The organism is Flavobacterium sp. (assembly GCF_017744675.1).
Taxonomy (GTDB): domain Bacteria; phylum Bacteroidota; class Bacteroidia; order Flavobacteriales; family Flavobacteriaceae; genus Flavobacterium.
This window is the reverse complement of the sequence record NZ_JAGIAV010000006.1, coordinates 444125-456762: the sequence shown is the minus strand read 5'-3', so window position 1 is coordinate 456762 and position 12638 is coordinate 444125. Positions and strand designations below refer to the sequence as shown.

At 43.9% G+C, this 12638-nt stretch carries 10 protein-coding genes; 3 read left to right on the top strand and 7 right to left on the bottom strand.

What is annotated here, in order from left to right; translation table 11 throughout:
- Both J7574_RS20460 and J7574_RS20455 read right to left on the bottom strand, forming a co-directional pair.
- A partial coding sequence (locus tag J7574_RS20460) for an Ig-like domain-containing protein (protein ID WP_290973119.1) occupies positions 1-2794 on the bottom strand: 2794 nt, incomplete at its 3' end.
- A gap of 14 nt (positions 2795-2808) precedes the next feature.
- Positions 2809-3501 (bottom strand): hypothetical protein, encoded by a 693-nt coding sequence (locus tag J7574_RS20455; RefSeq protein WP_290973116.1) that lies wholly within the window; start codon positions 3499-3501, stop codon positions 2809-2811.
- A gap of 466 nt (positions 3502-3967) precedes the next feature.
- Here J7574_RS20455 and J7574_RS20450 point away from each other — a divergent pair, with 466 nt between their 5' ends.
- Together J7574_RS20450 and J7574_RS20445 are read left to right on the top strand one after the other, a co-directional pair.
- Entirely contained in the window at positions 3968-5482 is a 1515-nt protein-coding gene (locus tag J7574_RS20450) for a helix-turn-helix domain-containing protein (RefSeq protein WP_290973114.1), read from the top strand.
- Positions 5483-5790: 308 nt separating this feature from the next.
- On the top strand, positions 5791-6729 hold the full coding sequence (locus J7574_RS20445) for an alpha/beta hydrolase (protein ID WP_290973111.1): 939 nt from the start codon (positions 5791-5793) through the stop codon (positions 6727-6729).
- 57 nt (positions 6730-6786) lie between these two features.
- Here J7574_RS20445 and mobC read toward each other — a convergent pair whose 3' ends face one another.
- Genes mobC through J7574_RS20430 form a run of 3 tightly spaced genes read right to left on the bottom strand, consistent with a single transcriptional unit; the run spans position 6787 to position 10473 of the window.
- The gene (gene mobC / locus J7574_RS20440) at positions 6787-8766 is read right to left on the bottom strand and encodes a conjugal transfer protein MobC (protein ID WP_290973108.1); all 1980 of its coding nucleotides are present in this window, start codon (positions 8764-8766) and stop codon (positions 6787-6789) included.
- A gap of 31 nt (positions 8767-8797) precedes the next feature.
- A complete protein-coding gene (locus tag J7574_RS20435; protein WP_290973105.1) occupies positions 8798-10072 on the bottom strand; it encodes a relaxase/mobilization nuclease domain-containing protein in 1275 nt (424 codons plus the stop codon).
- Positions 10060-10473, bottom strand: coding sequence for a plasmid mobilization relaxosome protein MobC (locus J7574_RS20430; RefSeq protein WP_290973102.1), 414 nt, complete (start codon positions 10471-10473; stop codon positions 10060-10062). The genes J7574_RS20435 and J7574_RS20430 overlap by 13 nt, the downstream gene beginning before the upstream one ends.
- 278 nt (positions 10474-10751) lie before the next feature.
- Here J7574_RS20430 and J7574_RS20425 point away from each other — a divergent pair, with 278 nt between their 5' ends.
- Positions 10752-11045, top strand: coding sequence for a hypothetical protein (locus J7574_RS20425; protein WP_290973100.1), 294 nt, complete (start codon positions 10752-10754; stop codon positions 11043-11045).
- A gap of 520 nt (positions 11046-11565) precedes the next feature.
- On the opposite strand, the gene J7574_RS20420 is transcribed toward J7574_RS20425, so the two are convergent.
- Entirely contained in the window at positions 11566-12033 is a 468-nt protein-coding gene (locus tag J7574_RS20420) for a JAB domain-containing protein (RefSeq protein WP_290973097.1), read from the bottom strand.
- 328 nt (positions 12034-12361) lie between these two features.
- On the bottom strand, positions 12362-12610 hold the full coding sequence (locus J7574_RS20415; protein WP_290973094.1) for a hypothetical protein: 249 nt from the start codon (positions 12608-12610) through the stop codon (positions 12362-12364).
- Positions 12611-12638 lie beyond the last annotated feature (28 nt).

Sequence of the window (12638 nt, the reverse complement as noted above, 5' to 3'; positions counted from 1 at the left end):
GAGCTGAACCTGTTAAAGCTGTTCCGTTGATTGAAGCGATTGTAATTGTATCGCCGTCAGCATCGCTGTCATTGCTTAATGGCGTCAATGTAACAGTATTGTCTTCTGCAACCGTATACGAATCGTTTACCGCTGTAGGAGCATCGTTTACAGCAGTCACTGTAATATTGATGTTCGCTGTAGCTGTTCCGCCGTGGCCGTCTCCTATTGCATATGGGAAAGAGATGGCAGTTGCCGAGTTGAAGTTTGCATCCGGCGTGAAAGTGATTACGCCCGCTGCTGAGATATTTACTGTTCCGTTTGGAACTGCGATAGTCTGAGCTGAACCTGTTAAAGCTGTTCCGTTGATTGAAGCGATTGTAATTGTATCGCCATCAGCATCGCTGTCATTGGCTAATGGCGTCAATGTAACTGAGTTGTCTTCTGAAACTGTGTAAATATCTGCAACTGCTGTTGGATTATGATTCACAGTTGGTGTAACTGAACTAGAATTATTTCCAGAGACAGGGTCGTTTTCCAAACCTGAAATAGCAGCTGTATTCGTATAAGAGCCTCCAGCATTAACGGTTGCTACAACTGTAAGAGTACTAGTTGCCCCACTAGCAAGATTTCCGATATTCCATTCTGGTGCTGACCAGCTTCCTGATGAGGCTGATGCACTTACAAAAGTATATCCTGATGGAAGATTATCTATAACTTTTACTCCTGTTGCCTTACTAGGTCCAGCATTAGAAGCTGTAATGGTAAAAGTAACATTACTTCCAACATTTGGAGACATATTGTTTATCGATTTTACAACTGAAAGATTGCTCTGCACTAAAGGCGTAGCAGTAGCCGAATTATTTCCAGCAGTATTGTCGGGATTATTTCCAGTAATGCTAGCTGTGTTGGCATAAGATCCTGTCGCATTTACTGTAGCAGTAACCGCTAAAGACGCGCTTGCTCCATTTGCAAGAGATCCTATCGTCCAGTTTGGCGCTGACCATGTTCCTACAGAAGGCGCAGCACTTACAAAAGTGTATCCTGAAGGAAGCGCATCATTCACTGTTACGCCTGTAGCTTTATATGGACCGTTATTCTTGGCTGTAATAGTAAACACAACATTACTTCCAACACTTGCTACGGCATTATCTGCCACTTTCGTAATTTGAAGATCGGCAGGGCAAAGCGCTGCATCAAAACTTCTCGTTGTTACCGATGTTCCTCCGCATGCAGTAGTTACCGAATACTGAACCGAAACGGTACCTTCGCCTGTAAAACTCAAAGTATTTCCAGATAAAGTTCCCGGACCGCTGAGAATACTCAATGTTCCTCCCGCTGGAGTTGGATTTAATAGAACTGGATCATCGACACAATATTTTGAATCTGGTCCGCCCCCTGTTGAAATAGGCTGAATTGCAGGATTAGATTCTGCACCGCAGATTTGCACATTTGCTGTTGCAAAAGTATAGCTTGTTTCATTTGTTGTGTTATTTGTCCCATCCCCCATACTTCCGCTGATGCGATGCCCCACATAACCAAACTTAGTTTCGCAGCTCTTTACCAGCATTGAAGTATGTCCTCCAGTTTCAACTGCGAGAATATTATCAGAACCCGTTAATCCTCCGGGACTTGCGGGATTATTAATTGCTCCGGATCCAAGTCCAAGAAGCGAACCGTTACTGTTGCCAAAAGCAAATATTTTATTGCTTGCAGTAAGAACATTCACCGCCGCGTATTGCGCATCATGTTCTTGAGGACTAAACCATTTAATGTCATTCATGACAGGTCCCGATGTCGAGTTGTATCTAGGCTGAATCCATGATAGCCTTTGCGAAACTGTCCAATCTCCTAACTGGCCGTTAGCATTAGTGCCTAAAGCGTACAAATTGCCGTCTGTAGCTAAAATATAATGTGACCTTGCCGTACCGTTACCTGTCGATCCAATCATTTTTGGCGTAATTCCGCTAGGAAGCGCCATTGGCGCGGCATAATTTTGATTAGCCGCAGCCGTGTTGTTTCCTAAAAATACACCAACGCCCCAAACATAAACCGTGCCGTCAGATTTTAATGCCATAAGTCCGTCGTTATTGCCTCTACAGGCCACAACATCCGTTAAATAAGGATTTCCAGCTTCTGAAGTTCTGACTTTATACCAGCTTGTTGCATTTCCTGATGCGCCATTTCCTCGTACGGCTGCAGTTTGGGAAATTACCCAAACATCGCCGCTGCAGGTAGTGATTGCAAGTGTCCTATAGGTTGCAAACATCATTTTTACATCTCCTGGGTTTACTCCAGCAGGCAGACCATTTGCATTTCCGCCTATTGCAAGCTTTTGAAAAGTAGCATTGCCAGTTAGGGATGCATCTAATACCATTCCAACTTTAGACCAGGCATACAAGCCATCTGTCGCTAAAAGTATACCTTGCACATTACTGGAAGAAGAGCTTCCTAATGCCACTTTTAAAGGCACTGCTCCCACCGATAAGGCCGGAAAATTGGTCCTGTTTATTGTTAGCGGAGATAAAACGTTTGTTCCAGTATTGGAAATGGCTTCTCCCCAAGTTTGAAATGATCCGTCAGAGGTTCTTACCACCGTGGTGTGCCAGCTTGAAACAAAGTTATCGTACTCAATTGTCGCCGCATTATTATTTGACGCGGCGCCAAAATTAGACAGATCGGTATTTGAACATCCAGAAACTGGAGTGGCACATTGTGCATTCGATGCGTGGCTGGATATAAAAAACACAAAAAACAGAGCAATTGCTTTTCGTAAATTCAAGCCGCTATTTAAATAAAAGTAGTTTTTTATCATACTTGATCGTTTTGTTATTTTACTATCTGAGGAAGATTATACGTCTGCGCCTGATTGTTGAAATCATAAAAATCAAACATCAGATACGTTTCCCTATCCGCTGTTCCTGTTATTTTGTATTTCAACAATTGGGTAGTATTGCTTAAAATGATTTCCTTCTCTAAAGGTTCAGCTTTCATTGATACTCCAATTCCAGCAATGGACAAGCCTGGCGCTGGCAATTTAGCGGCCGTATTTTCTTTTATAGAAATTTTTACAGGAACTGCAACAATCAGATCTGAATAGCTTTTTCCTCTCACTACCTTCTCAGAAAATGAAATTTTTGAAAAATCAAAGGCCATTTTAACAGACTCAGCCTTTATGCGAAAGTTCTCAGGCAGTACGGCATGGCTGCACTCTGCGTCATGCTGTATGGTTTCACGAAAATTAATATCATATTCTCCCGGTTCGGAAAATTCATACGTATTAATTTCGCTGCCTCTCAAAGTGAGGTAAATATTTTTCTTGGCATTAGTGATCGTCCAGGCTGCAGATTCATCAATGTCTCCAAAATCAATTTTTTCACCAAAAGAAATTGTCTTATAGAATTGCTGATGAGAATTGCTGTAATCGTTTTGAGCTGTCGACCTATGCGTGTAAAACAAACAGTAGAGCAGCAGGCAGATTAACATTTTTTCTTTTTTGAAAGATGTCAGGAAATTAGTCATGATTGTAAAAAGTTTAGTTAATTAAGCTATTTGCTAATAGGCCGCGAAAATACCATTAAGAACAAGCGTTAAAAACTGGTATGCTTTCATTATAGCGCAAAAACGAAAGCTTTTTTTTCTCACATTTCAAATAACCAACTAAAAAACAGACCATTACCAAATACACATTCGGAGCAATTCCCCCAGAGAGGGGGAAAGGATATAACTGAATATTCGTACTCTTACTGGTGAGATAAAGTTTGGAATAGATGTAAAATCGGCTTCTTTGAAATGCCGATTCTCCCAAAAAAAAACATCATTCGCACATATTTAACCTCAAAAAAGAATATTCTCAGGAAAGGATTTTGAGAATAATTACAGTATTACTACTTGTTTTCTCTGCCGTTTTATTTTGTAATATTGCATCACCAAAAACAGGCTATCTTATCCCAAGCCACTATCAGCTTATTACCCTTTAATTAATTATATGCACTTTAGATCATTTTTACTATTCCTTTGCGTTTTTATTTTTAGCACCTGCAGTTACTCCCAAAATTCAGAGTACGATAAAGTTTTTGACGAAACCTCCAGAGTTCTCTTAAGCTCCAATCCTAAAAAGGCCCTGAGCAATACTGCTTATTTATATAAAATTGCCCAAAATAATACTGAGCGCATTAAAGCCAACATGTTAAGGGCAACTCTTTTGCGCCAATACGGCTTGCGTACTGAAGCTGTTTCAGTCCTCAAACAAGCAGACAGCATCGCAAATGCTGATTTGAATTATACCCAATTGGCTAGAATCAATGGCTTTCTATCTACTCTTCATCGAGAATACGAGATTTACAGCTTAGGAAAAGTGTATCTTAACAAAGCGGTTCAGGCAAGCAAAAAGATTAAAGACAAGGCTGAGATGTATAAATTCTTGGGAAATCTTTCACAGGAAATCGCTTATTATGAAATGAACTCTTCGCGCTATCCTAAAGCGATTAAACAGCTGAAAAATGGAAATATACTCTTTAAAAAAGCCGGTCCTTCCATTGACTTAAATTTCCAAACTGCAGTAAACGATGAGCTTATCGCTAAAAATTATCTTTCTTTAAAGAATGCCGATTCGGCACTCTTTTATTATAATAGGGCAAAAAGCGAACTTGAAGCATCACAGTCTTCCGCAAGCCCTCTTAAAGGTTTTATTTTAAATGGATTGGGAAATGTGTATGTTGAAAAAGCCGATCCTACGCAAGCCCTTTTGCACTATAATAAAGCGGAACGCATTGCAGGCCAGTCGAATTTTTTCATCTTGAAACAGGAAGTGTATAGCTCTTTGATGGATTTTTACAAAAAAAATAACAATAAGAAATACATCGCCTATAATGAATTGAATCTGAAACTTCATAAGGATGAAGAACAGAGCAGGAAAGCCATTGCAGATGATCTGATTAAGACTCTTCATAAAAATCAAGTCAAAAGCCAGACCCAGTACAAAAAAAGCACGATGATCATAACGGCTGCTTTTATTTTAATTGTTCTGATTACGATTGCTTTTTTCAGCTACAGAAGAAAACAGGATTTCAAAAATTTCGCAAGAAGCATCACCAAAAGTAAAGCGGCTAAAAAAGAGGGTGCAAAAGAATATATGTCGGAGGCGACCGAAAACAGCATCCTGAACAGTTTGAAGGAATCTGAGGCATCGCATTTTTACCTTAACAGTGAAATTTCTTTAACCACTCTAGCCGCAGAACTAGGCATTAATCACCGCTATCTGTCCTATGTGATCAATAAAAATACTGAAAAAGATTTCGCAGGATATATCAATGAATTAAGAATCAATTACATAGTGGAACGTTTACGTAACGATCCAAGCTTTTTAAAATACAAAATCAGCTATCTTGCTGAGCTCTGCGGTTTTTCATCGCACAGCAGGTTTACCACTACATTCAAAAAAATCACGGGGCACTCGCCTGTTGATTTTATAAAAGATCTGGAAAATGGAACTAATGCCTGATATTTTGCATTCTATTGATTCTAACAGTACTCTTTTATGGATTCCTCCCTTGTCATTTCTGACGGCTGTTTAACTGCTGCTTGAAATGCACAAACGAATATAGGGCTAAAATTGAAATATTCTATTTATTTCAGACATTCCCATCTTCCTTCACAGGGTGTTTCCTTGTTAAATTTTCTTGAACGAAGCGCCGGAGGATTCTGAAAAAGTTAAAAAAATCTTTTTCATTTCTATTCATAGCGATAATCCTTAACTTTTTGCGGGATTATTTTTCTCAATACCTTTACCCTTCCAAAAAAACCGCTTAAATGGATTATTACCGCAATACCTCCTATTGGAAAAAATACAGCGCTTTTCTGCCTGAAGAATTGCAATACAAAGACAGCAGGCTGCCCCAAGAAGAATACTGGCAGTGGAGACACTTCAATATCCATTTGGATGCGATGCGCAATGGAGAAGCTGCGGTAAAAATCATCATCCTGCATGGTGCGGGCGGCAACGGCCGCATAATCGGACTATTTGGGAACTTCTTAAACAGCCATGGCTATGAGTACATAGCGCCTGATCTTCCGGGCTATGGCTTAACCGCAAATCAGCAAAAGAGCAATTTCGAATATTCCCAATGGGTGGACTGCATCTCCGACCTTATAGATGAGGAGCTGCTTAAAGACCCCAGGCCCATAGTATTGTTCGGGCTCAGTATGGGCGGCATGCTGGCTTATCAGGCTGCAGCAAAAAACAAAAAAGTAAAAGGCATCATCGCCACCACCTTGGCCGATCCAAGACTGCAGCCTGTGAGAGACGACCTGGCAAAATATGCATGGCAGAGCAGGCTGGGCATGCCTTTACTTAGAATTTTCAAAGAGCTTACGGATTCACTTTCTGTGCCTATAAAATGGCTCTGCAAAATGGAGCGCATCACCAATGACAGCCAATTCTCAAAAGTTTTTGCTGAAGATCCCCTCGCTGGAGGCAGCAAAATTAAGCTGCGCTTTCTGAGGACCTTTATGGATTTCACCCCTGCCATCGAACCGGAAGAATTTAGCGCCGCCCCCCTGCTTTTTTTGCAGCCTGCCAAAGATGCCTGGACCGCATGGGAAACCAGCAGACCGTTCTACAATAGGCTAAACTGCCAAAAAAAAATGGTCATCCTTGATAACTGCGGCCATGCCCCCTATGAGCAGCCTGGCGTTTCGGTGATGAGAAATGAAATACTCCAGTTTTTAAAAACCCTGCATTTCACCTGATTTCCTGTAACATGTAAGCGCAGCCTTCGCCAAACCTTATCCATGAGGAGGCAAAACTCACTTCCCCTTTGCAACGATAAGATGCGCCAGCGAAGGATCATTCAATAGCCTTTCCATTTCGGTCTGAATGATCTCCTGCACCTCCTGCTTAATCTGGCCAAAGTTCTGCTGGATCATCCCGTTATCGAGCTTTCTGACAGCAGGAATTTCTTTGTAACTTTCTTCCTCTTTTCGTAGAGCCCCATGGTCGTTTACAATCTCTGAATGGAAAGTTTTCAGCCCAATCCTGCAGTCTGGGTTATCGGCCACCATCCCGACAAATTCCCCTGAACTTAGAGATGCAATCTTGGAAGGGGGCACGGCCGATTCCAATTGTCTGGAACGGTTTACGGAAGTGTCCGCGCTATTAATCGAGATGCTCTGCCTATCCTGCATGATCTTGCCGAAACGTTCGGAGAGCTGTTTGGCCGTATCGCCGGTGACCTGCCCTGAGATAATGTTTCCCGTGATATTGAAAATCACGTCGGCCTGCTCGCGTCCGTAATCCTTGCGCAGCTGGCTGAAGTCCTGAATTCCCAGACAGGTGCTGACTCTGTTGCTTCTGGCTGTGGCTATCAGACTGTCCATATTATTGAGATAGAGGGTAGGAAACTCATCAAAAATCAGGCTCGATTTGAGCTTGCCCTTTTTGTTGACCAGCTTGATGAGCCGGTTCACATAAAGCGACAAAACCGCCCCATAGATCTGAATCTTCTGCGGATTGTTGCCCATGCAGACAATCTTGGGCTCTAGGGGATTATTGATGTCAAGGGTAAAATCATTTCCCGAAAGCACATAGTACAGCTGGGGTGAGGAAAGCCTTGCCAGGGCAATTTTGGCCGAAGCGATCTGCCCCTCGAGCTGGTCCATCGCATCGTTGAGATAGGCATTGACAAAAGGGTTGATCAGCGCCTCGATTTCAGTTTCTGTCCGCAGCAGCGTAAAGAGCGTGTCATAATCAATCTGCATGAGTTCGATCACATGGGGAAGCGTGCAGAACTCCCCGCCATTGTATCTTCTGAGATACCAGATCACGGCCGACAGGAAATTGATCGGCGACTCCACAAAAAAATCCCCCTGGCGCTTTATCCATTCCCGGTTGAGCCCCATTAAAATAGTCCTTGCGGACTCAGAAGCGTCGGTAATATCTTGCATGCTCTGCGGATCCAAGGGATTGCACCGGTGCATGATATTGTCAAAATTTATGAAATAGCATGTGGGCATCACCCCATACGCATGCTTATGCTTTTCAAAGGCATTGTAAACAATTTTGGAAAGGTCGTCGTACTTGAAGTCATAGACAAACATGCTGAAGCCTTTGGCAATATGTTGGGTGATCACATGGCGGATCACAAAGTAGGATTTGCCAGATCCGGGCGTTCCAAGAACCATCAGCCCGCGGAAGGGATTGATGATGTTGATCCAGCTTGAGCGCTGCCTGTCTTTAAGATAATAGCGGGCGGGAAGATTAATTGAATACTCGTTCTCCAAAAGCCGTTCTTCTTGGGGAAAGGTCTCATTTTCCCGGTTAAAAATATCCCCCAAAGCAAGCCTGCCTTTAATCACCCGCGAAAGCATGGTGCCTCCCGAAAGCGCCAAGAGAAATCCCGCAGATGCAAGGAGCATGTAAAGCACTGCTGCATAAGCCTCATCTGCAAACAGCAGAAAAAATCCGCTTAAAAAATAGAGTCCCATTCCAAAAAACAGCTTATAAAAAGCATTCTTAAAATGCATCTTCTCGTTTTTCCTTCCCTTTGCCCCCAAGAGCGAGATCAGCAGAAAACACAGCGCGGCGATCTTGGAAATATGGAAATTTCCGAAGAGTCCCGTGCGGCAGGCCGCTTCCAGAATCTTATCTCCAAAACCTCCCGTGAGATGCCACAATTTAAAAGCTCCATAGCAATAATAGTAGAAATGCCCCAAAAGCAGCACGATGCTGATGAGCCTTGTCATGTCCACTATTTTTCTGAGCGCCTGTTCATTTTCTCCCGTCTGCATGCCCATATTATTTTAATGTTTCGCTTCATCTCTATCTCAGATCTGAATGCCCTTTCCTTTTTCCTTTTCGCCGTCTTCTCTTCAGTCCCGCAGGAACATAATCCGCCTGCCGCTCCGGTCTGAAAAGGCCCTCAAGTCCACTAGCAGAAATGCCTTCTGAATTGCCTTTTGGAATCTCCTCAAAAGCGGCGTCTCTTTGCTCTTTATGCTCCTTTTTCAAAACTGTTCCAGCAGCTCCACTATCGCTGGCTGCAGCACCTTGCCCGCAGCGTTCCAGCATGCCTTTGGCGCTGTATCTTTTTCCCAGATCGCTCCCGTTTAAAACGCATCTTGCCACATGGTCCACGTAGGTGATTCCGTATAGCTGCCCCGCATCGCTCTTTCTCAAAACGGCATGAATCCCTTCTTTTCCAAGCAATGCGGCAAGCCTTTCCATATCCATATCTTTGTGCAAAAAAGCGGTGTCCACTGCATTTCGGATCCTCTTCTTTTCAAAGGCCTTTTCGGCATTATTCAAAGCAAACCTGCCCTCTAAAAAAGCAAGCGTGGGTTTGATGGAAAAATCGCTCGCTTTAATTGGAACTCCTACCGCTTTTCCGCCCTTATCCAATATCCGGTACACCAGCCCGCCGGACTTAAAAATCCTCGAATCTTCCCTTCCTCTGTCCGCTTTAATATTGTAGAGCTGCAGCACCGCATTAAGCTCTGCCAGCGAACTGTACTTGTAGCTCAATAGCACGGACTGCAGCACTCCGCCCATGGCTTTTTTGGACTCTGTCCTGCCGTAGGAAACTTTAGAAACGGCAACGGGTTTTACCAGAGCCTCCTGCGATTTCCTCCCTTCAGCCCTCACCAGATTAAACTGTTTTTCAATCTCTTTTCTGGCTTTCTCGGACTGGTTTCTGCCAATGTTCTGCATATCGATTCTGCTTCCGTCCTCCCTGACTTTTATCGACACCAGATGGATATGCGGATGCCCTGCATCATCGTGCCGATAAACCAGATAAGGCTGCTCCCCGAAGCCTATCTTTTCCATATAGGCATCGGCTATTTTCATGAGCTTTTCTTTGGAATAATTCTCCGAAGGGTGAAAGTTCAAAGAGATGTGCACGCTGTTTCTTTTCACGTTGCCGTTGAGCGCGTTCTGATGCAAAAGGCGGTTGAGTTTCATTGCAGCAGTAAGCTCCTGGGCTGCCAATGGATAGTTGCCTTCCCCGATGCACTCGGCCGCGCCCTGCTTCACCTTGTTTTCATTATACCAGAAAATGCTCTGCACCGAATGCCCCGTCTTTATCACTGCAACCATTTTCGGGTTATTTTTTGGGTCATCTTCACAATTTCCGACACCTCAGCAAGCACCCTTTCCCGCTGCGATTCGGTCTCTGAAATCCACTGCCTGAACTCGGCATTATGCTGCAGGGTATGGAGCCTTCTAACGCTCTGGTTGAAATTGTTTCCTATTGCGGCAAGCTCTTTTCTCAGGCGGATGAACTCGAGCATGAATTCATCCAGAGAGGCATCCCTGTTCTTTACCGTCACGGGCCTGTTCAGAAGGCAGCTTCTGAGGTATTCGCTCATCTGCCTGCATGTGGTTGTCTTGAACCTTCTTTCCAATGCCGCATATTCGGCGGCGGTAAAGCGCACCGCCGCAATGCGCGTCCTGTTTAAAATCTCTTTTCCCATCTTTTTTCCTTTTCCTTTTTTCAAACAATCCTCCTTTGAGTTTCACTGCCTGCGAGTTCCGAGCCAAAGGGCAGCCAGATCGTTTGTTTAACAAACGGACATCTGGCCGACTGCAGGAACATTGCAGTCTTTGAGCTTCCTTAAGCATGTAAGCCTAAAAAGCCTTTTCAAACGATCTTCAGGACGAAATTAGAAAAGCCGCTTGGATTCCTCGCATCCCGTCCATATTTCGAACGGGGTGTTTTGATGGCTTCTGGCTATCTTTGGAACCAGTGGATTACTAATTTTAAAAACGAGGAATTATGCTTACAGAAAATGATGCCGCCCAGGTTTTTGATACCATAATGAGTATCCCGGGCATGAACGAACCGGTGAGGATTGATCTGAAGATTTCGCGAAAAAATGTGCTGCTGCTGCATCACGTAATCGGGCGCGGACTGATTGAAAATGACCCCGGCCCTTCGGCGCTTCTCAATCGCACGGCAAAGGAAAACATCGAGGAGCTAAAACAGCTTTCGGCGGACTGCCTCGGCAGGGCCGGACTGACCGAACTCAATGAAAAACTGGCAGGTCTTGGAAGAGAAAAAAAACAGTAGAAAACAAAAAGAAAGCCGCTATCCGAAAGTTTAGCAGCTTTTTTTATTCTTATCCTGCCGCTTCTATTTTTGTCCGCGCGCAGCTTTAAAACATTATGATTTGTATGCTATTTTGAACAGGGAAATAAGATCATATTCTGCAGCAGGCAGAATGCCGATTCTGAAATTCTTGACATTTGGGGAGCCCTCACGATACGCTTTTAAAAACCGCGGCAAAACCCCAAAAAAAACAGTTGCCTGCATAAAAAACTCCCTAAAATTAGGGAGTCATTCGGCAGCCGGCGGGTGCCTGAAACGGTATGGGGCAATTAACTAAATCTTTGTGCAGAACCTCCAGACGAACCCCGCCGGTTCCCTGTTATCTTTCTGACAGATTATGCAGTCCAAAAGCCTTTCATATTATTATAAAATTACGACTATAAAACCCAAAAATATTACAGCATATCCCGATAAGATTACAGGATTCCAAGCTCTCGCCGTCGTGGATCCCGACCTTTCTCTAAAAGAAAAAAAAAGGCGCCTACAGGACGCCTTCATCTCCAAATGAATAATACTTCTCCGATGTCACGATCAGATGGTCCAGCAGCCTGATGTCCAGCAGTTCTCCGGCCATCCTAACCTTTCTGGTAATGGCACGGTCGGCCTCCGATGGGGCTGTATTTCCTGAAGGATGGTTGTGGGCTATGATGATCCCCACAGCGTTGGCTTTCAGCGCTGAGGCAAACAGCAGCCTGATGTCTACGACAGTGCCCGTGATGCCTCCTGAAGAAGCCTCATAAATGCCAAGAACTCTATTGCTCTGGCTCAGAAGCAGCACTTTGAACTGCTCGATGAATTCTATCTTATCGGGATTCCAGCAGCCGATAAGGATCCCGTAGGCGCATTTCGAAGAAGCGATGTGCGGCCTTTCAGAGCTCTTCACTTTTGTTTTGTAGACCAGATCTATTTCCGATACGGTTTTCCAACTGCTTTGCTGTTCTGTCTTCATGGTGCTGTATATTTAAGATTAATAACAGCACCTGCCCAGGGAAGAGGCAAGCGAGCGCAAAAAGCAACGCAATAAAGCGGGACGTGCGTCCCGCATTTATGGGGGAATTTTTTGTAGCGAACTGCAGTGCTCTTCCCTAACTTTGTGATGGGATTAAACTCAAATAAGCCTCGTCAGCAGAAGTATTTTTGCAAGCGGGCATCTGATTTTATGTAATCATTTTTCTTTGCAGGCAATCCTTCCCTACTATGTTTCTCTGCCTGCCAGTCCAGTGCTATTAACAGTATTGCTTTTTTTTGGGGATTGGCCTGCAGCGGCGTAGATTATTTCATAGTAACGGCCTAACGGCCTCCGACAGGTCCTCCAAAGCAAGAAATGCGGCAATATACTTCTGGACTTCATTTCGCCGTTCAGGCTCAGTTTCAAAAGTGTTGATGTGGAACTCCTCATCCTGATCCTGAATGTGGATGATTTCCGTATAGCCTCGTGAGATAAGGCTGCCCTTGAGTTTAATGACTGTGAGCTGCTGGCGCGGGTCCAAATCTTTTCTCACCTTTAACCGTATAGATTTTTCCATTTCAAAAGATCTGTTTGTTTAACATCCA

Coding starts and splice junctions, on each gene's coding strand:
- J7574_RS20420 (WP_290973097.1), bottom strand. CDS start 12,033: ATGAAGACAGAACAGCAAAGCAGTTGGAAAACCGTATCGGAAATAGAT.
- J7574_RS20435 (WP_290973105.1), bottom strand. CDS start 10,072: ATGGTTGCAGTGATAAAGACGGGGCATTCGGTGCAGAGCATTTTCTGG.
- mobC (WP_290973108.1), bottom strand. CDS start 8,766: ATGCAGACGGGAGAAAATGAACAGGCGCTCAGAAAAATAGTGGACATG.
- J7574_RS20445 (WP_290973111.1), top strand. CDS start 5,791: ATGGATTATTACCGCAATACCTCCTATTGGAAAAAATACAGCGCTTTT.
- J7574_RS20450 (WP_290973114.1), top strand. CDS start 3,968: ATGCACTTTAGATCATTTTTACTATTCCTTTGCGTTTTTATTTTTAGC.
- J7574_RS20455 (WP_290973116.1), bottom strand. CDS start 3,501: ATGACTAATTTCCTGACATCTTTCAAAAAAGAAAAAATGTTAATCTGC.
- J7574_RS20425 (WP_290973100.1), top strand. CDS start 10,752: ATGCTTACAGAAAATGATGCCGCCCAGGTTTTTGATACCATAATGAGT.
- J7574_RS20415 (WP_290973094.1), bottom strand. CDS start 12,610: ATGGAAAAATCTATACGGTTAAAGGTGAGAAAAGATTTGGACCCGCGC.